Source organism: Streptomyces sp. NPDC086519 (assembly GCF_040686075.1).
GTDB classification, from domain to species: Bacteria; Actinomycetota; Actinomycetes; order Streptomycetales; family Streptomycetaceae; genus Streptomyces; species Streptomyces shenzhenensis.
Map to the genome: position 1 here is coordinate 210,731 of NZ_JBFBJL010000003.1, position 18,271 is coordinate 229,001.

Here is an 18,271-nt window from a genome sequence, read left to right on the forward strand (position 1 = left end):
GCCACCTTGGCGATCCCCGGGAACCTCCTCAGCCCGACCACGGAGATGGTCGACCCGAACACGTCGGGCTGGACGAGCAAACTGAACTGCACGATCGTGCAAGGGGTGGGCGGCCGGAACGGCGACGGCTGCCTGGCCGTCAAGAGCGTGGCAGCAGGGGAGATGCAGGCCCGCACCGTCTCCATGTACCGGATCACACCCGGCGCAGTCTACGAGGCGTTCGCAGACACCGCCGGGGTGGTGCCGGAGCGGATCGGCATCCAGTGGCTGAACTACGCGGCAACCGAGATCAGCATCACGTGGGCTGTCACCACGGCAGGGTCTTCGTCCGGCTGGCATCGTGTGAGCGTTGCCGGGCAGGCACCGGGCCTGGCCGTGTACGCGCGGGTACTGCTGTCATCGACCGAGACCGGAGCGGCAGTCTCCCACTACTGGGAGAACGTCTACCTCGGCCTGCCGAAAACAACGCTCGGCAACCTGCTGCCGTTCAACACCGAGAGCAGCGAAGTCGACGTGTCCGCGTGGGCACCGGTCGTCAACGCGACGATCTCCCGGCAGGTACCTGTCGTCTCGTGGGCCGTCGACAACTACCTGGCAGGCGGCCACACCCTGGCGATGACCGCGGTCGCCGCCGGCAATGCCTCCATCCTGGCGACGGACCGGCCGACAGTCACGCCGGGCACCGAGTACCTGGCCTACGCCTACCTGCAGCCGCCGACGATGGCTGCGCAGGCCTGGATCGAGCTGCGGTTCTACGACTCCAACAACAACCAGGTTGCCTCCCAGCGGTCCGCGCTGGCGGCGCCAGGGACGGGCATGTACCGGCAGCGCGCCTCCATGGTCGCGCCTGCCAACGCGGCGACCTGCTCGGTGGCTGCGGGCCTGGACTCTGCCGCTGCTGGGCAGGTGCTGCGCCTGGAGACCGTCGCCGTCACGGTGGCCCCGTCCTTGCAGGCGGGCAGCCTGCTGCCCTACGCGGACTCCAGCATCGAGCAGGGCATCGCAGGGTGGGCGACCGTGAGCGGTGTCGCCACTCTGGCCCGCACCACCCCGTGGGGGAGCAGCTTCTTCGACGGCTCGTATGCGCTCGCCGTGTCGTCGTCGACAGCCACCGCCTCCACGATCCGGTCGACGCGCGTGTCCGGGATCGTGGCGGGCCAGAACCATCGGGTCCAGTTCCTCGCGCACCCTTCGGTCGGCACGTGGGCGAGCGTTCTGGTCCGCATCCGTTGGTACGACGCATCGAACACCGACCTCGGGGCGAGCGTCGGCGTCCTCTACAGCCTCCCGGGCACGTCCTGGTATGTGCTGCCGTCCGACGGTGTCGCCCCCGCGGGGGCGACACAGGCCGCCGCCGAGGCGGTGGTGACAGCGTCCGCGTCGTCGTCGGTGTTGCATCTCGATCAGATCGTGTTGTGGCAGGTACTGCCGCAGACTGCGGTCGAAGTCCTCAACGACGACGGATACGTGCAGCTGACACTGCGCGAGCTGCCCCTGGACTTTCTGCTGTCGGTGTCCCGGGTTGCATCGGACGGGACACGCACACTGGTCCGCGGGCCGGCAGGACTCATCGATCAGCAGGCCATCACCTCTGACCTGCTGGTCATCGAGGACCATGAGGCGCCGATGAGGGTGCCGGTCCGCTACCAGATCGACATCTACAACACGGCGGGGAGTATCGCGTCCAGCCGCAGCTCCAGCACCGTCGAACTCACCCTGTCTTCCGTCAATATGGCCTGGCTGAAGGATCCGTCGAATCCGCAGCGCAACATGCAGGTGATGGTGCAGCGGGCCCCGGACTGGCAGCGGCCCGTCGACCAGGCCGCCTATGTGGTTCGCGGCCGCCGCAACAAGGTCGTCCTGTCCGGGACCCGGCAGGGTCTCGAAGGTGATCTGGCGGTGTGGACACGCAGCAACGACGAACGAGTGGGGCTGCATCTTCTGCTGGATTCCGGCGGGGTCCTGCTGTGGCAGGCGGTGCCCGGCATGGGCGTCACCGACATGTACGTCAACGTCGGCGAGGTCACCGAGGCGCGCACCGGCGGCCTGGCGCAGGACGTGTGGCGGGCGTGGACGCTGCCGCTCATCGAGGCCGACATGCCGGTCACTGCCGGTATCAACGGGCCTGCCGGCCGCACCTGGCAGGACGTCGTCACCGAGTTCGCCACCTGCGCCGACGTACTCGCCGCCTATGCGACCTGCGAGGATCTGCTGCTCGACCGGCGGAGGTGAGCTTGTACTCCGTCTCCAGCCGGTTCCTGCCGCGTCTCGCCGAATCCCACACCCCGGTCGTCCAGGCGACGCTGCTACTCACCACCGGTACGACCGTCGACCTGGCGGTGACCGGCGGCAGCGTGACGGTGGACCGTTCGCAGGCGATCCGTCGGACCTGCACCGTCACGATCGCCGACCCATCTCTGATCCCGCGCACCGCATCGAATCAGCTCGCCACCTACGGCGCCCAACTGCGGATCTCCCGCGGGGTCACCTACGGAAGCCCGGACGATGTCGAGCTGGTTCCGCTGGGCGTGTTCCGCCTGGACTCGGTCGGCGGCGATGTATCGGCCGGCCCGGTGACGCTGCAGGGCAAGGATCTGTCGGCGATCGTCGCGGACGACAAGTTCACGGCCGCCTATACCGCGTCCGGGACTGTGGTGAGCGCCGTCACCGCGATCATCCAGCGGAGCATCCCGACCGCAGCAGTCGTCAGCAGCATCACCGACCAAGCCATCGGTCGGCGCACCTTCGACGTGGGCGCGGACGCGTGGGCCGGCGCCCAGGAGATCGCGGCGGCGGCCGGCGCCGAGGTGTATGCGAACCCGGACGGGGTGTTCGTCATCGCGACCCTGCCCGACCTGGCCACAGCAACCCCGGTGTGGACGATCGCCGCAACCGAGGACGGCGCCTACATCTCCGCAACCCGGTCAATGGCATCGGACGGCGTCTTCAACGGCATTCTGGCGTCGGGCGAGAACACCACAGACAACGCCCCGCCCGTCTCATACCTGGCCGTCGACAACGACCCGAACAGCCCCACCTACTGGTCCGGCCCGTATGGCCGCCGGCCCGACTTCTTCAGCTCGGCCACCCTGACGACGACGACCGCATGCCAGCAGGCGGCCACACTGAAGCTGGCGCAGGCAAAAGCCCCGAACGCCGCCGGTGACATCTCATCGCTGCCGAACCCCGCACTGGAGCCGGGGGATGTGCTGCGGGTGCAGCACGAGGACGAATCGAAGGAACTCCACCAGGTCGCCAGCTTCAGCGTGCCCCTGGATATCGGCGGTGACTTCCCCATCGCGACGATCTCCGCGAAGGAGGACGCGTGACGAAGAAGTCCGCCCACGCCAGCACCCGCGATCTCGCATGGGCGCTGGCACAGCGCGCCAAACGCGCGGGGGAACAGGCGCCTTCGGTGCGCGGCTCGGACTGGCGGCTGGCCACCGTCACCGCCGTCGCCACAGACGGCACCATCACAGCTGCCGGTGTCACCGTCCGCTGCCTGGAGTCCTACCTGCAGCCCACTGTCGGTGACGTCGCGGTAATCACCCAGTCGAGCTCGGGTAACTGGGCGGCAGTCGGCCGGCTGGCGACAAACACGGACCCGATCGGGGCCGCCCGTACCGCGGTCCGTAACGCGGACCTGGGCCGTCACGACACAATCACGCCCACCGCGGACCCGCAGATCGTGCTGCCGGTGACCGCCGACGCCGTCTATGACCTGACCGCGGTCGCTTTCTACTCGGGTGTCAACGACATCCTCCTCGGCTGGTCGGTGCCGTCAGGCACGTCCGGAACGTGGATCGGCATCGGGAACGGCACCGCGGTCGTGAGTGGCACGGGCGGCGGCGGAACCCAGCAGGACGTCTCGTCCACATGGGGTTACACGGTCCGCACCGAATCCACCGGGATCACTTCCAACCGCACCTACGGCGGGCTCGGCGCTACCGGGTTCGCTGTGCAGATCACCGGCACGATCCGCGTCGGCGCAACCGCCGGAACGGTAGCGATGGCCTGGGCGCAAGGCACGTCCGCCGCCACAGCCACCAACCTTCTCACCGATTCGTGGATGCGCCTGCACCGCGCTTCCTGACCAGGAAGGGGCGCGATGCCCACTAATGACGCCTGGGGGCAGGGAATCAGTCTGTGGTCCCTCACGGACGCCCCCGACATTCCCTCCGCGGTCGGGGCGCTCGGCAGCGGGGTGATCCCGCGGAGCATCATGCGGTTCGCGTCCGCAGCCGCACGCAGCGCCGCCATCGACTCCCCGGCCGAGGGCATGACCGTGTGGCTGATCTCCGAAGGGCGCCAGGAGGTCTACCACTCCGGGTCATGGATCCCGGTGCAGCCGATCCCGGTACAGGCCGAGCAGGTATCGGACGCCCCCTACAACGTCACCGGAACGACCGTCGACTACAGCTCGTCAGCGTGGCCACGCCCCCAGTTCGTGGCGCCCCCGTCGGGGCGGGCCATCGTCACGGTCAGCGCGGCGCTCGCCAACACCAACACCGACACGTCAACGATCTGGGCGGCATGGCGGGCCATCGGCTCCCTGGGCTACGCGTTCGTCGACCTCAACAAGACCGGGCTGTCAGCGCAGGCCAAGCGGGTGGTGGCGTCCCGCCGCTACATGCTGACCGGCATGACCCCCGGCGAAACGATCACCATCGTGCCGCAGTGGAACATCAGCTCCGGCACCTCCAGCACAGCCTCCACGTTCGGCGGTGTCCTCCTCGTCGAACCCTCCTCCTGACCTTCCCCGCACACCGCCCGCGCCCCGCCCTCACCGGGGCTTTTTTCATGCCCTGGAGGGCAGTTGAACGTCGCTCACCTCCCCGAGACGCACAACCGTGGCTACCGGTTCGGCCGTCACGTCGAGCACGACCCGCGCAGCCTCAACTACGCCCACGGTGTCCTGCCGAAGACGGCCATCAAGAGCGTCGACTGGACCCGCCGCGCACCGATTTTTGACCAACAGTCGCTCGGAAGCTGCACCGGCAACGCCGCCACCGGACTCATCGGCACCGACTCCGCAGCCCGCACCGGCCTCACCTCGGTCACCATCAACGGCGACACCCTGCCCGTCGACGAAGACCTCGCCGTCGACGTCTACAAACTCGCCACCCAGCTCGACAACATCACCGGCACCTACCCGCCCGACGACACCGGCTCCTCCGGACTCGGCGCCGCGAAGGCACTGAAGAAGCTCGGGCTCGCCACCGGCTACACCCACGCCTTCAGCCTCGCCGCCCTCAAGTCCGCACTCCAGACCGGGCCCGTCATGGTCGGCACCGTCTGGCTGGAGTCCATGTTCGACACCGACCCGGCCACCGGCTTCGTCAACGTCGACCGCAACAGCCAGGTCGCAGGCGGCCACGAGTACGTGCTGTCCGCCTACGACACCACCCGGCAGGCGTTCCGCATGGACAACAGCTGGGGCGACTCGTGGGGTGTACGCGGCTCGGCCTGGTTCACGGAGTCGGACGTGCAGTGGCTGCTGTCCCAGCAGGGCGACGTCACCGTCCCCGTGTGGGCCACGGTCCCGTCCCCTCCTCCGGCGCCCACTCCTTCTGCGGATCCTCGACTGGTTCAGGTCGTGGCTCTGATGAACGGGTGGGCCAAGGACAACAACATCCCCACCACGACAGGGCAGTGACGCCATGACGACCTACCACGCGGCGATACTCCACCCCGACCAGACCATCACCTACTGCGGCCAGGTCGATCAGGACCACGTCGACACCGTCCGCGCACTCGCCGCGATCGAAGACGTCCCGCGCTTCGTCAAGGAGCACCCGCGAACGCCCGGCGCGTTCTTCGTCCTGCGGGAAGACGGCGACCTCGACTGCTACCAGCCCGTCGACACCGAAACCTTCGAGCGACGCATCGCCGACCCCGGGGGTGCCGGCACAGCGGACGTACAGGCGCTCACGGCCACCGGGACCACGTGGATCCCCGGCGCCATCCGTATCGGCGACGGCTCCATCGGCGGCGCCATGGACCACCCGGAGAACCCGCCCCGCGTCGTCGAGCACACCACCGAATCACCGGCCGGAGGCTCCTACCTGGAATCCGTCGGCTCCTACCTGGTGCGCGTCGCATCCGAGCCGCAGCTCATCTACTGCCCGGTGACCGACCGCATCGGCCAGTTCGGACCGCTCAACCAGTCCGCGCGCGCCCTGAAGAACGACGGCACCCGGCGCACGAACCGGGAAGGCCGCGTGTGCATCCAGTGGGAAGTCCTCGGCTACGCGGCCCATCCATGGACGACCGGCTGGGACCCGGCGAAGAAGCCCGGATACCAGAAACTGCTCGCCGCCGCCGATTCGTGGGGCGTCCCCCGGGTCTGGCCTGCCGGCGCGCCGCCCGCCTACCCGGGAGGGTCGCATTCGCGGTCGCGGACCGTGTGGCAGGGCGACGGCGGCTACTTCGCGCACGCCGACGTTCCGGGTAACGACCACGGCGACCCCGGAGCGATCGACGTCGCCAAGGTGCCGGGCAAGGTCACGGTCCCCCCGAAGCCGCCAGTCCAGACGAAGCCGAAGGTGTCGCTGGCGCACGTCGTGTACGCGGCGAAGCACGATCCGCAGGCCGCGCAGGGCCACACCACCTACAAGGCGGAAGTCCTCCTCGTCGAGAAGGCGCTCGACGCGGAGGGCTACCTGTCACCGGGCTACGTGGACGGCTCGTTCGGCACGAAGACGGTCCGGGCCTACCAGTTGTGGCAGCAGCACCTCGGCTACAGCGGCAGCGCAGCCGACGGCATCCCCGGCATGACCTCGCTCACCAAGCTCGGCGCCAAGCACGGATTCTCCGTCGTCGCCTGATCGGAAGGAACGAACCATCATGAAGATCTTCGGAAGAGAACCGGCTGTCGTGCTGGGCATCGTCTCTGCTGCCCTGTCGCTGGTGGTCACTTTCAACGTCGGCCTGTCCACCGAGCAGGCGGGCGCGATCGTCGCCGTCATCTCCGGCGTGTTCGCCGCCATCACCGCAGCCCTGACCCGGCCGATCGCACCGTCCGCGTTCACCGGCCTCGTCACCGTCGTCGTCGCCCTGCTCGCCGCGTTCCACTTCAACGTGGCACCGGAGACCGTCGGATCGTTGAACGCGCTCGTCGTGGCTGTCCTCGTGTTCATCACCCGCGGCCAGGTGTCGCCGGCGAGCCCGACCGCGCCTGCCTCGCAGCCCGCGAAGTAGAGCGTTCCCTGAACGTAGGAGCACTACGTGGCCGACGATCCGTCGAACGCGGAGCTCGCCCACCGCATTGAGGCCATGCGCCTGGACCTCAAGGAGGACTTCCGTGAGCTCGCCAAACGCCTCGACGCGAAAGTCAGCATCGAACGGTACGAGCTGGAACGGCGGGCCGCCGATGAGGTGCACCGCGCGGTCATCGAGCGCGTCGCGGCGATCGAGGCCGCACGGCTGCAGGAGAAGCGGGACGCAGAAGTCGAACGGCGCAAGGCGGAGGATCAGCGGCGCGCGGACAAACGGCTCGTCTTCTCGGCGCTGATCGTCCCGGTGTTGATCGTGCTGTTGCAGGTGTATCTCTCATCGCGGGGGGCGGGTTCGTGAGCGAACACGTTTCACCGGCGAAGAGACGGCGCAGGGCCGACCTGCGGTACGCGGCTGTCGCGGCTGTCGCGGTCGGCTCCTTCGCTACTACCGCCATCTGGATACAGGGCCTCTCTCACGACCTGCGTGTCTCTAACGAGGCCCGCGACGCGCTCGCGAGGCAGGTACAGTCCCTCGGTCATAAGCCGGTTGCCGGACCGCCAGGAAGCCGCGGCGAGGCGGGCCAGTCCATCACCGGACCCCGCGGACCCCAGGGCGCCCCCGGACCACCGGGACCGACTGGATCCCCTGGCAGCACCGGCAAGACCGGAGCCACCGGAGCCAGCGGCGCACCAGGTGTCGGAGCCACCGGGGCGGCCGGCAGTCCGGGCCCAGCCGGACCCCAGGGTGAGGCTGGACCGGCAGGCCCTCAGGGCGACCGCGGCGAGAAGGGCGACACCGGGGACACTGGCGCAACCGGCCCGGCACCGTCCGGGTGGACGTACACGGACGGGGCGGGCGTCACCTACGAGTGCGCGCCCGACTCGGACGGCTCCACCCACTACACGTGCACACCCGCCGCGGCGGATCCGACGCCCAGCCCCTCGAACCCGGAGTCCGGGGTGCTGGTGCTCAGTACTGTGCTCGCGCGTAGGAGGTTTGATGCCCCAAGCAGTATCCGCGGCCGACACCGTGCAGAGCGTCGCCGGGGAGGCGCCCACCGCTGACCCGCCGACCACCCGGGAGCCGCGCCGCGACGACACTGCCGCTGATGCTGGCTCCTTGGAGCGCATGGGCCGTATCGACGAGCAGCCGGTCCCGGCGCCGGCCGACCTCCCCGGAGATCCGCCGCCGGCCGAGCCCACCTCCTAAGGAGCCTGCATGTCTGATCCTGCGCCGGGCCCATCGTGGCCCATGGACGGCGACCGCCCGTTCTGGCTGTCCCGCTGGCCGTTCCGGGAACCACCCGCCCAGCCACCCGTCGACGACGAAGACTGACCGAACGCCACCGCCCCCGCCCCCCCTTGCCGCATCAGCGGTAGGGGAGCGGGGGCGGCTTCGTCGTGCGGCTACAGTTCGGGGAGGTCCCCGCCTGTTAACGGCAGGCGGGGACCGCTCACTCGGCGCTGTCGGCCTCTTCGAATTCGCCGCCGTGCTCGCGGTCGAGGCGTGCAGCCTCCTCCCATGTGCGCGCGAACTGGAAGTACACCCGACGCGGATCGTCGGCGAGTACGGCGTCCAACTCCCGCTGCGTGCGCTCGCGCTCCTTCGCCGCTGCTTCCTCCGCCCGCCAGTCGAGGATCTCCTCCGGGGTGGCGTCGACGACGATGAACGCGTCGACGATGCTGGAGAACACGGCGAGGCGCCCGTCCGGCTGCTTGATGATCTGCTGGCCCATCAGTCCTCACTTCTCGGTGGTGTGGGTGAACTGGACATCGGCCAGCTGCCGCCCGTCGCCGAGGTCGGTTGCGGTCGCCGCGAACGCCACCTCGCGGATGCCGCCCGCAGTCCGGTCGACCCATTCCGGGGCCACGTGCGACAGCCACATCGTCCAGTCGCCGCCGTAGTTGCCGATGTGCCACGGGTACACCTGCACGTCACCCGTGAAGAACGTCTCGCTGTCTCTCGTGATCTGCACGCGGATCGTCTGGGCTTCGATCTCTGCCATCGTCAGGCCGCCTTGCTGCTGGCCGTGTGGCGCGGCGTTTCGGTGCGGGCCGCGTACAGGGCTTCGCGGTGGTGCTCCATCGCCTCGTCGCGGGTGCTGGCCTTGTCGACGCTGGACTCGATGATCCGGTCGCCGAGCGTCCAGCCTTCGAGTCGCCTCTCGGGGGTGTCGTCGAAGATGGCGGTCTCGTAGGCGCGGAATCCGACCTGGATGATGGAGACGATCAGCGCCCACTCGTCGCCGTGCTTGACCGGCGTCTGGCGGACGATCTTCGGGAATCCCATCGTCAGCTCTCCTTGTTCGTGTGGTGCTTGCGGATGTGGTTGGTGACGCTGGCGGGGGCGCCGACGTAGCCGCAGCCGCGCGGGCACACCTCCCAGCCTCCCTCGGCGACGGCGGCCTCGGTCACCGAGTTGTCCGGCCCGAATCCGTGCTCGGCGAGGAACCGGGCGACGGACGCCTCGTAGCGGACGGCCATCAGTGCGGCCTCGGACACCTTGTCGTGGCCCTGGGCGAAGAACTTGCCCAGCCCGACCTCACGGCCGCAGCCGCACCAGCAGAAGCCGTTCGGGAGAAGGCGGGGCTTGTCGCTCACTTGCCGTCCTCAACTTCCACGGCGTCGACGATGCCGAACGAGACGTCGGCCTCTTCAGTCGCGGCGAGGAACTCCGCCTTGGCCTCGCTTGCGGTGTCGGCCTCGGTGTAGATGGTCAGGGTCATGCGGTAGGTAGGCATGAACCCAAGATAGCAAGTCTTGGGTTGCGGTCAAGGGTGAACGTCAAGACCGATGGAGTGGAGTAGCGCATAACGTTCCCTTGGGTGCTATCGGGCGGGGAGTTGATTCAGATCCGCGCCAGCCTGGCCACGGGCGGGGCCGGCGACCGCCGCACGCTCTACGGTGGATGCGTGAGGTCTCCTTGACCTGACTCCAACCCGGGCGAGGCGCGGGCCGCAGAGCAATCCCTTTGGCGAGGGGCGGCCCGCGCCTCGTTGCATGTGGCGGCACTGCGGCCGGGCGACCTCTCGATAACATGCCATATCGGGCCTGGGCTACCGCCGCGCCACAGCAGCCCGGAACGACACGAGAGCTTCCACGCAGTCAGCCGCCATCTGGCGGTAGTCCTCCGGGCCGATCGGGTCGACGTCCTGCACGTCGTCGGGGACTCGTTCCCTTGAGAGATGCATGGCGTGCCTGCTGGCCAACTCGTGCCACTGGTCGAGCCGGATCTTCAGCTCCTCGCCGGGTCGCCACTCCGGCGCGTAGTCCTTGGCGAGGATGTCGAAGCGTGGATTGCCGCGGGTGAGGAAGTCAATGATGAGCCTGACGTTCAGCACGAACGACTCCTTGCATGCCACCTCAACGACTGCTGGCTCGATCGACTGTTCACCAGTCACGAAAGGCAGCAGATCTCGCACCTGATCGGCCGCGAAGCCGATGAACATCAGCGCGCGCTGCTGCGGTGTCCAGGCGCCCCTGGCGGCCTCTTCGCTCATGGGCGGCAGGGTGCCCGAAGCACTGGATTCGCGGCAACTCTATGGTTGATAATGACAGTTATCCCATACCGAGAGAGGATGGCCAGTGCCCACCTTCAAGCGCCTCAAGCGGTCGGACCTCGATGTCCTGACGCGAGCAGAACTCCAGGACCGCATCGAAGCCGAGAACGCGTACTGGGACCGCAAGTGCCGCAGGGGTCTTAGCGAGGCCGACGCTGCTGCGCATCGGGAGTTCAGCGCGATCCTCCACGCCGCGATCGATCCCGGCGCGTCCCTGGCCCACGCACAGCGCTACCTGGAGACTGGCGTGGACAACGGCTACTGGGACGAGAAGCCTGGCGCACCGCGGAGCCGTTCGTGACTGGGCATCCCTCGCACCGCTGCACCGATCGATGCCGCTGCCCGGTCCACGAGACGCCTCTCATCTACTGGCCTGCTGGCGACGATCACGCCTGCCAAGACGCGGACTGCGAGTATGCGCAGGGCTTCAAGCCGATCGAGCCGACACCCGCCGGTCAGGCAGTCCTTGATGCTCAGGCGATCCTGATGTGGCGGCACCATCCTGACCTCAAGAACCTGGGCGACGAGGAGTGAAGCAGTGACGAAGGACTGGATCCCCATGGACCGCCCATCGATGGCCGTCTTGGAGTTCAAGATGGAGGAGCGACGCAACAAGATCACACAGGAGCTCCTCCAGCAGCCCGACTACCCGCCGCTGCCGGAGTGCCGGGAGTGTGGCGCGGCGAGCGAGGAGATTCTCGACCAACGCGACTTGGACGGCTCAGTCCTCATCGGCTTCAAGCCGTGCGGTCACCGCTTCCGTGTCGAGCCACTGTCGCTGGACAGCTACCTGTGACCGCCCTCGTCCCACGCCCGTCGGCGGAACTGTCGACCGACCGGCACGACCCCCGCGACGACTGGCCCGACGAAGCCCGCGCCCTCGCCGGCCACCTCGCACGCATTTACGGCGACCACGACCCGCTCCCCACCATCGCCGGAGGATGGATCGCCCGCCAGAAGAGCCGCCACACCAGGCGCGCCTACGTCCGCACCTTCAAGGCGTGGGAAGAGTACGCCCGCAGCACCGGCATCCACCCCCTCCAGGCCAAGCTGCCGCTCGCCGACGCCTACGCCAAGCACCTCGCCAAGACCTCCACCCGCAACGGACGGCCACCCGCCGAGACCACCCAGGCGCAGGCCCTCGCCGCCGCCGGAAGCTTCTACACCTACGCCGCCCGGCTCCAAGCCGTCGACAGCGACCCGTTCGCCGCCGTCAACCGGCCCTACGTCGACCCCGACTACTCTCCCACCGAAGGCATGACCGAGGCAGAGACGACCCGGCTCATCCAGACCGCCGCCGACTGGGCACCCCGCTCCTACGCCCTCGTCATGCTCCTCTATCTCACCGGCGCCCGCGTCAACGAACTCCTCTCCCTCAACGCCGACCAACTCGGCTACGACCGCGGCCACCGCACCCTGCCCCTCACCCAGAAGGGCGGCAAGAAGCGGCCCGCGCCCGTCCCGCCGCTCGCCCTCGACGCTCTCCTCGCCTACCTCGGCGACCGCACCGACGGCCCACTGTTCGCCACCGAGACCGGCCGTCGCTGGACGCAGCCCGAGGTGTGGAAGCACCTCCGCGTCCTCGCCCGCCGCGCCGGAATCCCCCAAGCCGCCAGCATCAAGCCCCACACGCTGCGGCACCAGTTCATCACCGACAACCTCGCCAACGGCGTCCCACTCCAAGACGTCCAGGACGCCGTCTCCCACTCCGACCCGCGCACCACCCAGCGGTACAACCGGCGCCGACGGCAACTCGACAACCATCCTGCCTATGCACTCGCCGCCAAGCTCGGGGAGCGGCTTGCCCCGAAGGAGTAGCCCACATGCCGATCATCCCGACCGATGCGATCAGCGGAAGCATCTACGTCGTCGCCGTGAGCGCAGAGGACGCGAAGCGGCGGGCACTCGACTACCTGAGCGGCAACGAGGTGCGCAACGTGTTCGACGACAAGAAGGACGCAGTCGAGTTTCAGCGAGATCCCTTCCGGCCTAGCGTGGACGGAGAGCGGCTGTACGTAGTCGGGCTCGACATCCGCCTGGATCCGACCAAGTAGTGCCACACTGAACTTGGGCCTCGTCGTGCATCCCCCGTCGCGACGAGGCCCCTTCGTGTTCACGCCTTCAGCTGCGGCGGCTGCCCGCGGGCGGCTACTCGTCAGCCCCGGTGCTCCAGTCGGGCTTCAGCTGCTTCTCCGGGTGGCAGTGCACGCAGGGGTGTGTGAATCCGGCGTCTTTGGCGAGGGCGAACCGGGCTTCAGCTTCGGTGAGCATGTTCACGGGCTGCTGGATGCGAGCACAGTCGGCGGTGTGGAGGGTGACGCCGACGGCTTGGCCGGCGCGGCGTTCCTGCTCGGTGGTGTAGGCGCCTGCCGCGCGTACCTGCTGTTCGGTCTGCTCGATCCGGTGCCGGGTCTGGCGTAGCTGCCAGTCAAGCCACGCCTCTACGGCCCGTAGTTTGGCGAGGCGCTCCACCAGCGTAAGATCGGACATGTGTTCGAGTCTATGGGTAGCGGATCCGAGGAGCACCCGCAGGATGCCGCCAGCCGCTACCACCTGCTCCTCACCCTCGACGGCCGGCCCGCCCAGCACGGCTGGTGGGCGAGCGAGGCGACCGCCCGCCGGAAGTTCGGCGCCTGGGTCGGTGAGCACGGCCGCCCCGGCGCCCAGGTCACCCTCGTCGACGAGGAGACGGGCGAGGCGTTGACGCAGTGGCCCGACGAGGCCTGAGCGTCTGCCATTCTGGCCGGATGATCGAGGAAGAAACCCCAACGGTCGACCCGGACGAGGACGGCTTCGATGACGTCTACGGCGAAGCGCCACCAGTCGATGAGCATCAGCTGTCGACGCGCCCCGGCGTTGTCAGTGGCGGCGCGTAGGCTTGTCGCAACTATCCGGCATGCGATTCCAGTCGGGTTTGCTGCACCCTGCCGAGCGTGGAACCCCGGCAGGGTGCGCTGCTGTCAGCCCTCGGGTGTCTCCGGGTGCCGGACGGCTTTCTTTACGGCCATCTCCACCTCGACCCGCGGCTTGCCTTCGGCTTCGGCGTGCTCGGTGACGGCGGCCTGGAACACGGCGGCAGCATCGATCCACGCTTGCCGGGCGGTCGCCGGATCCGCGCCGGGGGCGGCGAGGCGGGCGTGCGCGGCCACGGCCGCCTCCCCCAGGTTCACGAGATCTTCGAAGGTGCGTGCCACCCGGGGATCCTACGTTGGGCCGTCTTTGGCATCCTGTATCGCATGCCCGAAGGCCGTTGGACAGCTCGCTTCCGTCAGCATCCGCTAATCGACTCCGACGCCCCGATGGACGTCAACCGGGAGGCGCAGATCCGTCAACTCCACGAAGATCTCGGATGCGAAGACACGCTGGCAGCTCAAGGCGCTCGCGCAGCTATCGGTGATCTACTCGCCGAACTCAGCCGACTGCGCCGCCTACTCCCCGAGGATCAACGCTAAGCGGCTTCGACGACGTCCCCGCGCTCAGCCTCCCGGAGCGCGGCCAGCAGCCGCCCGTACTCCTCCCGCTGCGCATCCGTCAGCCCCACCGCCGGATGCCCGCCCGGCCCAGTCCAGAACGCACGGATCCGCTCATTGAGCTCAGCAGCCGACAGCCGCACAGGATCCCGCGCCGGGGGAGAGGGGGTCATGCTGCTGATCGTATCCGCGGGCTCTGACAGCGGGCTACGACGAACCGGCGGGCGGCTCAACGAACGTCCCGAGCCCCACCTCAGCCCGCACCAGCCCCTCCGCCTTGAGATGGGCGAGCACCTTCTGCGCGGTGGACGCCGCCACGTTGAACTCGGTGGACAGCTCCACGACCGAGGGAACCCGTGACCCGGCCGGGTAGGTGCCGTCTTCGATGCGGGCCTGCACGATCGCCGCGATCTGCCGCCAGATCGGCCTCGTCCGGTCAAGATCAGTGCTCACACAGTTGACGCTAGATAGCCGCAGTACACGGCGCGACCGCAGTACAGTGCGGTAGACCGCAGTAAACCTGCGCCAAGACAGACCCCCGCGGCCGTGCGACCGACCCGGGGGCGTGGACGACACTGACCGGAGCGCCGCCATGGACGAGCGTAGGGATCCACCACCTGACGGCCAAGACGCCGGCCAGCCGCCGCTGGCGAGCGCCGGCTCCCGGCTGAGCCCGGTCCAGGAGGCCTACGCCGCCTACACCCGGCACGCCATCGCCTGCGACGACTGCCGGGACCCTGGGCGGGCCTGCGAGGTTGCCGGGGTGCTGTGGGGCACGTACATGGGCATAGCGAACCGGGCGGCCCGTCAGGTGGGTTGAGGTCGGGCGTACCGGTGGCGCAATGCGTGCATCGGTGCCGTCGAGGGCGTGACAAGACGCCGGCTTCGAGATTCACGTCAAACTCGGACTAACCGCCCATTCGATCTTGCGTCAAAGGAAAGCTCTGGCCAGAGCCTGTCGCGGCGTCATTAGTCAATGGGGTGAATGTATGGAAACTGTGTAGATGAATGGGGCGAACACCTTCCATTACGGCTGGTAGCTGTGTTGAATTCCGGTCAGCAGGAGAGCAGCCGCTTAGGGCGCGCGCATCCTGCTGATCAGCCGTGGAGGAGGTCCGTCACATGCACCCGCAGGGCGTGCGCCACATGCAGGAGGTGGCTGAGTTTCATCTCGGAGCCGGCCTCCATGCGCTGGACGGTCGACCGGTCCAGGTCGGCGGCGTGGGCGAGGGACTCCTGGGTCATGTTCATGTGCAGCCGCCGCACGCGGATGCGGTCGCCCGCGGCCCGGCGGGCGTCGAGAACCCACTGGGGCTGATCGGCTGGCACGGACTCAACCGTTCAGGGGCCATGATCATAAGTCAGCAGCAGATTTGCGGCATTCTTCGATCATGAAAGTGGCGCGACGGACGCCCCTTCCCCCGCCGTAGAACGAGCGAGGGGCCCCTCGCTGGCCACCCTGCGATCTGGCATATGCCGAAGAGCGAGGGGTAGTGTCGACGCTCGAACAAATGTTCCAACCGCAAATGCTTCGGCGCCGCGGATGCCTGAACGTCGCGGCGCCGAGTGGACCGCCGCCTGGCCGTTTACCCCCGGCTAGGAGGTGGACCAGTGCGGGTTCCGGGCACCCGTGCGGACGAGTGAGCCGTGGGCCGTTATCGGTGTACGGGACACTCGTTGAAAGAAGAAGCCGGGCCCGACTCCCAACATCGCCTCGAAGGGCGTTCTCAGGGGAGTCGGGCCCGGCGCTTCAAAGCACTCGTCCCAGGGACAGTCTGTCACTGGGAAACGAGTGGGAAACGATCACGGCCACACCTGGCTATACATGGCACCAGATGACCACAGTTTCCCGGCATAGTGCCAGCTAGAGAGGAGGAGCTACTTCAAACCGCTCGCTCAGAGAATCGAGCAGCCATTCAGCATGAAGAAGTCGTAGTACTCCAGGGCGCTGCCGATCCAGGCGGCCAGGGCGGCCTTCCTCGGCTGGCCACCGGGTGGTACGGCGGTGGCGGCGGACTGGGCGGGGACGGACACGGCGGTGCTCCTTCGGGGAACTCCAACGTAAGCGGAGTGAGCGGCGGGGGAGAAGGCCGGTTCCCAGGGATGACGGGTCGGCGGACCAGGGGGCGGTGCTAATTAACCCACTGGGTAGTTAGTCGCGATGGGTACGGATGTTGCGCTCGCGTTTCCCCGGTGTCAAGAGGCTGCGCCGGAGCCGTCCGGTCCCGCCGGGTGTCCGGCGGCCCGCGCGCTCAGCCCGCCGCGCGCTCCGCGGTGAGGTAGGCGATCACCATGTCGCCGAGCATGGCCCGGTAGTGCGCGCGCTGCGCCGGGTCCACCAGGTCACGGCCGAAGAGGACGCCGAAGGTGTGCCGGTTCGCCACCCGGAAGAAGCAGAACGAACTGATCATCGCGTGCAGGTCCACGGCGTCGACGTCGGCCGTGAACAGGCCGGACTCCTGCCCGGCGGCCAGGATCCGGCGGATCACCTCAAGCGCCGGCGAGCCCATCCTGCCGAGCTTCGCGGAGGCCGCGATGTGCTCGGCGCCGTGGATGTTCTCGATGCTGACCAGGCGGATGAAGTCCGGGTGCTGCTCGTGGTGGTCGAAGGTCAGCTCGGCGAGCCGGCGGATCGCCGCGACCGGGTCCAGGTGCTCGACGTCCAGTTGCTGCTCGGCCTCGCGGATCACCCCGTACGCGCGCTCCAGGACCGCCGTGAACAACTGCTCCTTGCCGCCGAAGTAGTAGTAGATCATCCGCTTCGTGGTGCGGGTGCGGGCCGCGATCTCGTCGACGCGGGCCCCGTCGTAGCCGGCCCGGGCGAACTCCTGGGTGGCCACGTCGAGGATCTCGGCCTGTGTGCGGGCGGCGTCGCGCAGCCGCCCGTTGGTCCGTGCCGGTTCTTCGACGCTGGTCATCGGGTTCCTATCGGGTTCCTTCGGGGGACAGCCGGTGCCGCAGATTGTAGAAGCCCGTCGCGGTGGCGTTCCCGAAGAGGCTTCCCATGCTGTCACCCCGGGTGCTATAGCTAACGTACTAGTTCGTACATTAGCGATGCTGCTCGGGAGGGCCACGTGGCCAAGGACTCGTATCTCGTCGGACTGATCGGTTCCGGCATCGGCCCCTCGCTCAGCCCGGCCCTGCACGAGCGGGAGGCCGGCCGGCAGGGGCTGCGGTACCTGTACCGGCTGATCGACCTCGACGTGCTCGGCGTGCCGCCGCAGGCCGTGGGGGAGCTGGTGCGGGCCGCGCGGGACCTCGGCTTCGACGGACTCAACATCACGCACCCCTGCAAGCAGCTGGTCATCGAGCACCTGGACGCCCTCGCCCCGCAGGCCGAGGCGCTCGGCGCGGTCAACACGGTGGTCTTCGAGGCCGACGGGAGGGCCGTCGGCCACAACACGGACGTGACCGGGTTCGCGGCGTCGTTCGCGCGGGGGCTGCCGGACGCTCCGCTGGAGAGCGTCGTGCAGCTCGGCGCCGGGGGCGCGGGGGCCGCGGTGGCGCACGCGACGCTCACGTTGGGGGCGGAGCGGGTCACCGTCGTGGACGCGCTGGCCGACCGGGCCGTCGATCTTGCGGGGTCCCTGAACCAGTACTTCGGCGCGGGGCGCGCGGTCCCCGCGGGCCTGGACCGGCTGCCGGAACTGCTGGCCGGTGCGGACGGGCTGGTGCATGCGACGCCGACCGGGATGGCCGCGCATCCGGGGCTGCCGCTGCCCGCGGAGTTGCTGCGCCCCGGGTTGTGGGTGGCCGAAGTGGTGTACCGGCCCCTGGAGACGGAACTGGTGCGGACCGCACGGGCGTTGGGGTGCGCCGTGCTGGACGGGGGCGGGATGGCCGTGTTCCAGGCCGCGGACGCGTTTCGGTTGTTCACGGGCAGGGAGGCGGACAGCGGCCGGATGCTGGCCGACATCGGGGAGCTGGGTGAGCGGCCGGCGGGGCAGGTCGTGTGACTGGTGCGGGCCGGTCGCGGCCGGTCGCGCCCACGCGGCGGCAGCCGCACGTCGAGACAGCCCCGCGC

Annotated in this window: 31 protein-coding genes; 18 read left to right on the forward strand and 13 right to left on the reverse strand. The window is 68.7% G+C overall.

Annotated elements, in window-relative coordinates; all coding sequences use genetic code 11:
* Positions 1 to 6 precede the first annotated feature (6 nt).
* The 9 genes from AB0P24_RS05505 (at position 7) to AB0P24_RS05545 (ending at position 8,427) form a co-directional block, all read left to right on the forward strand.
* The gene (locus AB0P24_RS05505; RefSeq protein ID WP_365790899.1) at positions 7 to 2,232 is read left to right on the forward strand and encodes a hypothetical protein; all 2,226 of its coding nucleotides are present in this window, start codon (positions 7 to 9) and stop codon (positions 2,230 to 2,232) included.
* Entirely contained in the window at positions 2,229 to 3,329 is a 1,101-nt protein-coding gene (locus AB0P24_RS05510; RefSeq protein ID WP_365790900.1) for a DUF5047 domain-containing protein, read from the forward strand. The genes AB0P24_RS05505 and AB0P24_RS05510 overlap by 4 nt, the downstream gene beginning before the upstream one ends.
* Positions 3,326 to 4,093 carry a hypothetical protein gene (locus AB0P24_RS05515; protein WP_365790901.1) on the forward strand — a complete coding sequence of 256 codons (768 nt, stop codon included), beginning with the start codon at positions 3,326 to 3,328 and terminating at the stop codon, positions 4,091 to 4,093. The genes AB0P24_RS05510 and AB0P24_RS05515 overlap by 4 nt, the downstream gene beginning before the upstream one ends.
* A gap of 15 nt (positions 4,094 to 4,108) precedes the next feature.
* Complete coding sequence (locus AB0P24_RS05520; RefSeq protein WP_365790902.1) at positions 4,109 to 4,753, forward strand: hypothetical protein; 645 nt, start codon at positions 4,109 to 4,111, stop codon at positions 4,751 to 4,753.
* Positions 4,754 to 4,816: 63 nt separating this feature from the next.
* On the forward strand, positions 4,817 to 5,656 hold the full coding sequence (locus tag AB0P24_RS05525) for a hypothetical protein (protein WP_365790903.1): 840 nt from the start codon (positions 4,817 to 4,819) through the stop codon (positions 5,654 to 5,656).
* 4 nt (positions 5,657 to 5,660) lie between these two features.
* On the forward strand, positions 5,661 to 6,827 hold the full coding sequence (locus AB0P24_RS05530) for a peptidoglycan-binding protein LysM (RefSeq protein ID WP_365790904.1): 1,167 nt from the start codon (positions 5,661 to 5,663) through the stop codon (positions 6,825 to 6,827).
* Between the two features lie 19 nt (positions 6,828 to 6,846).
* Positions 6,847 to 7,200, forward strand: a complete 354-nt coding sequence (locus AB0P24_RS05535; protein ID WP_365790905.1) for a hypothetical protein — start codon at positions 6,847 to 6,849, stop codon at positions 7,198 to 7,200.
* Positions 7,201 to 7,227: 27 nt separating this feature from the next.
* Complete coding sequence (locus tag AB0P24_RS05540; protein WP_365790906.1) at positions 7,228 to 7,575, forward strand: hypothetical protein; 348 nt, start codon at positions 7,228 to 7,230, stop codon at positions 7,573 to 7,575.
* 642 nt (positions 7,576 to 8,217) lie between these two features.
* Complete coding sequence (locus AB0P24_RS05545) at positions 8,218 to 8,427, forward strand: hypothetical protein (RefSeq protein WP_365790907.1); 210 nt, start codon at positions 8,218 to 8,220, stop codon at positions 8,425 to 8,427.
* 244 nt (positions 8,428 to 8,671) lie between these two features.
* On the opposite strand, the gene AB0P24_RS05550 is transcribed toward AB0P24_RS05545, so the two are convergent.
* The 6 genes from AB0P24_RS05550 to AB0P24_RS05575 all read right to left on the reverse strand — a co-directional run bounded on the left by AB0P24_RS05550 (position 8,672) and on the right by AB0P24_RS05575 (position 10,717).
* Positions 8,672 to 8,953 (reverse strand): hypothetical protein, encoded by a 282-nt coding sequence (locus AB0P24_RS05550; protein ID WP_365790908.1) that lies wholly within the window; start codon positions 8,951 to 8,953, stop codon positions 8,672 to 8,674.
* Positions 8,954 to 8,959: 6 nt separating this feature from the next.
* Entirely contained in the window at positions 8,960 to 9,223 is a 264-nt protein-coding gene (locus tag AB0P24_RS05555) for a hypothetical protein (protein ID WP_365790909.1), read from the reverse strand.
* A gap of 2 nt (positions 9,224 to 9,225) precedes the next feature.
* Positions 9,226 to 9,507, reverse strand: a complete 282-nt coding sequence (locus AB0P24_RS05560) for a hypothetical protein (protein WP_365790910.1) — start codon at positions 9,505 to 9,507, stop codon at positions 9,226 to 9,228.
* 2 nt (positions 9,508 to 9,509) lie between these two features.
* On the reverse strand, positions 9,510 to 9,818 hold the full coding sequence (locus AB0P24_RS05565; protein WP_365790911.1) for a hypothetical protein: 309 nt from the start codon (positions 9,816 to 9,818) through the stop codon (positions 9,510 to 9,512).
* Positions 9,815 to 9,958, reverse strand: a complete 144-nt coding sequence (locus tag AB0P24_RS05570; RefSeq protein ID WP_365790912.1) for a hypothetical protein — start codon at positions 9,956 to 9,958, stop codon at positions 9,815 to 9,817. Before AB0P24_RS05570 ends, AB0P24_RS05565 begins: the two co-directional genes overlap by 4 nt.
* Positions 9,959 to 10,273: 315 nt before the next feature.
* Positions 10,274 to 10,717, reverse strand: coding sequence for a hypothetical protein (locus tag AB0P24_RS05575; RefSeq protein WP_365790913.1), 444 nt, complete (start codon positions 10,715 to 10,717; stop codon positions 10,274 to 10,276).
* Positions 10,718 to 10,802: 85 nt separating this feature from the next.
* On the opposite strand from AB0P24_RS05575, the gene AB0P24_RS05580 reads away from it, so the two are divergent.
* From AB0P24_RS05580 to AB0P24_RS05600, 5 genes are read left to right on the forward strand one after another with little or no spacing between them, the layout of a single operon-like run.
* A complete protein-coding gene (locus AB0P24_RS05580) occupies positions 10,803 to 11,078 on the forward strand; it encodes a hypothetical protein (RefSeq protein WP_365790914.1) in 276 nt (91 codons plus the stop codon).
* Positions 11,075 to 11,311, forward strand: a complete 237-nt coding sequence (locus tag AB0P24_RS05585; RefSeq protein WP_365790915.1) for a hypothetical protein — start codon at positions 11,075 to 11,077, stop codon at positions 11,309 to 11,311. Before AB0P24_RS05580 ends, AB0P24_RS05585 begins: the two co-directional genes overlap by 4 nt.
* 25 nt (positions 11,312 to 11,336) lie before the next feature.
* Positions 11,337 to 11,573, forward strand: a complete 237-nt coding sequence (locus AB0P24_RS05590; protein WP_365790916.1) for a hypothetical protein — start codon at positions 11,337 to 11,339, stop codon at positions 11,571 to 11,573.
* On the forward strand, positions 11,570 to 12,595 hold the full coding sequence (locus tag AB0P24_RS05595) for a tyrosine-type recombinase/integrase (protein WP_365790917.1): 1,026 nt from the start codon (positions 11,570 to 11,572) through the stop codon (positions 12,593 to 12,595). Before AB0P24_RS05590 ends, AB0P24_RS05595 begins: the two co-directional genes overlap by 4 nt.
* 5 nt (positions 12,596 to 12,600) lie before the next feature.
* Positions 12,601 to 12,831, forward strand: coding sequence for a hypothetical protein (locus tag AB0P24_RS05600; protein ID WP_365790918.1), 231 nt, complete (start codon positions 12,601 to 12,603; stop codon positions 12,829 to 12,831).
* A gap of 94 nt (positions 12,832 to 12,925) precedes the next feature.
* On the opposite strand, the gene AB0P24_RS05605 is transcribed toward AB0P24_RS05600, so the two are convergent.
* Entirely contained in the window at positions 12,926 to 13,267 is a 342-nt protein-coding gene (locus tag AB0P24_RS05605; RefSeq protein WP_365790919.1) for a DUF6233 domain-containing protein, read from the reverse strand.
* 12 nt (positions 13,268 to 13,279) lie between these two features.
* Between AB0P24_RS05605 and AB0P24_RS05610 the strand changes: the two genes are divergently transcribed.
* Together AB0P24_RS05610 and AB0P24_RS05615 are read left to right on the forward strand one after the other, a co-directional pair.
* A complete protein-coding gene (locus tag AB0P24_RS05610; RefSeq protein ID WP_365790920.1) occupies positions 13,280 to 13,504 on the forward strand; it encodes a hypothetical protein in 225 nt (74 codons plus the stop codon).
* Positions 13,505 to 13,524: 20 nt separating this feature from the next.
* Entirely contained in the window at positions 13,525 to 13,653 is a 129-nt protein-coding gene (locus tag AB0P24_RS05615) for a hypothetical protein (RefSeq protein ID WP_365790921.1), read from the forward strand.
* An 84-nt stretch (positions 13,654 to 13,737) separates the two neighbouring features.
* Here the strand turns inward: AB0P24_RS05615 and AB0P24_RS05620 are convergent, their stop codons facing one another.
* From AB0P24_RS05620 to AB0P24_RS05630, 3 genes are all read right to left on the reverse strand, one after another.
* Positions 13,738 to 13,971: a hypothetical protein gene (locus AB0P24_RS05620; protein ID WP_365790922.1), complete on the reverse strand. Its 234-nt coding sequence runs from the start codon at positions 13,969 to 13,971 to the stop codon at positions 13,738 to 13,740.
* A gap of 254 nt (positions 13,972 to 14,225) precedes the next feature.
* Entirely contained in the window at positions 14,226 to 14,420 is a 195-nt protein-coding gene (locus AB0P24_RS05625; protein ID WP_365790923.1) for a hypothetical protein, read from the reverse strand.
* A gap of 34 nt (positions 14,421 to 14,454) precedes the next feature.
* The gene (locus AB0P24_RS05630) at positions 14,455 to 14,700 is read right to left on the reverse strand and encodes a winged helix-turn-helix domain-containing protein (RefSeq protein WP_365790924.1); all 246 of its coding nucleotides are present in this window, start codon (positions 14,698 to 14,700) and stop codon (positions 14,455 to 14,457) included.
* 139 nt (positions 14,701 to 14,839) lie between these two features.
* Between AB0P24_RS05630 and AB0P24_RS05635 the strand changes: the two genes are divergently transcribed.
* Positions 14,840 to 15,067, forward strand: coding sequence for a hypothetical protein (locus tag AB0P24_RS05635; protein WP_365790925.1), 228 nt, complete (start codon positions 14,840 to 14,842; stop codon positions 15,065 to 15,067).
* Between the two features lie 278 nt (positions 15,068 to 15,345).
* On the opposite strand, the gene AB0P24_RS05640 is transcribed toward AB0P24_RS05635, so the two are convergent.
* The 3 genes from AB0P24_RS05640 to AB0P24_RS05650 form a co-directional block, all read right to left on the reverse strand.
* The gene (locus AB0P24_RS05640) at positions 15,346 to 15,576 is read right to left on the reverse strand and encodes a helix-turn-helix transcriptional regulator (RefSeq protein WP_365790926.1); all 231 of its coding nucleotides are present in this window, start codon (positions 15,574 to 15,576) and stop codon (positions 15,346 to 15,348) included.
* A 567-nt stretch (positions 15,577 to 16,143) separates the two neighbouring features.
* The gene (locus AB0P24_RS05645) at positions 16,144 to 16,281 is read right to left on the reverse strand and encodes a hypothetical protein (protein ID WP_365790927.1); all 138 of its coding nucleotides are present in this window, start codon (positions 16,279 to 16,281) and stop codon (positions 16,144 to 16,146) included.
* A 218-nt stretch (positions 16,282 to 16,499) separates the two neighbouring features.
* Complete coding sequence (locus AB0P24_RS05650; protein ID WP_365790928.1) at positions 16,500 to 17,165, reverse strand: TetR/AcrR family transcriptional regulator; 666 nt, start codon at positions 17,163 to 17,165, stop codon at positions 16,500 to 16,502.
* 156 nt (positions 17,166 to 17,321) lie between these two features.
* On the opposite strand from AB0P24_RS05650, the gene AB0P24_RS05655 reads away from it, so the two are divergent.
* Positions 17,322 to 18,203: a shikimate dehydrogenase gene (locus AB0P24_RS05655; RefSeq protein ID WP_365790929.1), complete on the forward strand. Its 882-nt coding sequence runs from the start codon at positions 17,322 to 17,324 to the stop codon at positions 18,201 to 18,203.
* Positions 18,204 to 18,271: the final 68 nt, after the last annotated feature.

Bases quoted from the DNA above. Each gene is read 5' to 3' on its own strand.
- AB0P24_RS05520 (WP_365790902.1), top strand. From the start codon at position 4,109: ATGCCCACTAATGACGCCTGGGGGCAGGGAATCAGTCTGTGGTCCCTC.
- AB0P24_RS05530 (WP_365790904.1), top strand. From the start codon at position 5,661: ATGACGACCTACCACGCGGCGATACTCCACCCCGACCAGACCATCACC.
- AB0P24_RS05535 (WP_365790905.1), top strand. From the start codon at position 6,847: ATGAAGATCTTCGGAAGAGAACCGGCTGTCGTGCTGGGCATCGTCTCT.
- AB0P24_RS05545 (WP_365790907.1), top strand. From the start codon at position 8,218: ATGCCCCAAGCAGTATCCGCGGCCGACACCGTGCAGAGCGTCGCCGGG.
- AB0P24_RS05550 (WP_365790908.1), bottom strand. From the start codon at position 8,953: ATGGGCCAGCAGATCATCAAGCAGCCGGACGGGCGCCTCGCCGTGTTC.
- AB0P24_RS05555 (WP_365790909.1), bottom strand. From the start codon at position 9,223: ATGGCAGAGATCGAAGCCCAGACGATCCGCGTGCAGATCACGAGAGAC.
- AB0P24_RS05560 (WP_365790910.1), bottom strand. From the start codon at position 9,507: ATGGGATTCCCGAAGATCGTCCGCCAGACGCCGGTCAAGCACGGCGAC.
- AB0P24_RS05570 (WP_365790912.1), bottom strand. From the start codon at position 9,958: ATGCCTACCTACCGCATGACCCTGACCATCTACACCGAGGCCGACACC.
- AB0P24_RS05575 (WP_365790913.1), bottom strand. From the start codon at position 10,717: ATGAGCGAAGAGGCCGCCAGGGGCGCCTGGACACCGCAGCAGCGCGCG.
- AB0P24_RS05590 (WP_365790916.1), top strand. From the start codon at position 11,337: ATGGACCGCCCATCGATGGCCGTCTTGGAGTTCAAGATGGAGGAGCGA.
- AB0P24_RS05600 (WP_365790918.1), top strand. From the start codon at position 12,601: ATGCCGATCATCCCGACCGATGCGATCAGCGGAAGCATCTACGTCGTC.
- AB0P24_RS05605 (WP_365790919.1), bottom strand. From the start codon at position 13,267: ATGTCCGATCTTACGCTGGTGGAGCGCCTCGCCAAACTACGGGCCGTA.
- AB0P24_RS05610 (WP_365790920.1), top strand. From the start codon at position 13,280: ATGGGTAGCGGATCCGAGGAGCACCCGCAGGATGCCGCCAGCCGCTAC.
- AB0P24_RS05615 (WP_365790921.1), top strand. From the start codon at position 13,525: ATGATCGAGGAAGAAACCCCAACGGTCGACCCGGACGAGGACGGCTTC.
- AB0P24_RS05625 (WP_365790923.1), bottom strand. From the start codon at position 14,420: ATGACCCCCTCTCCCCCGGCGCGGGATCCTGTGCGGCTGTCGGCTGCT.
- AB0P24_RS05635 (WP_365790925.1), top strand. From the start codon at position 14,840: ATGGACGAGCGTAGGGATCCACCACCTGACGGCCAAGACGCCGGCCAG.
- AB0P24_RS05650 (WP_365790928.1), bottom strand. From the start codon at position 17,165: ATGACCAGCGTCGAAGAACCGGCACGGACCAACGGGCGGCTGCGCGAC.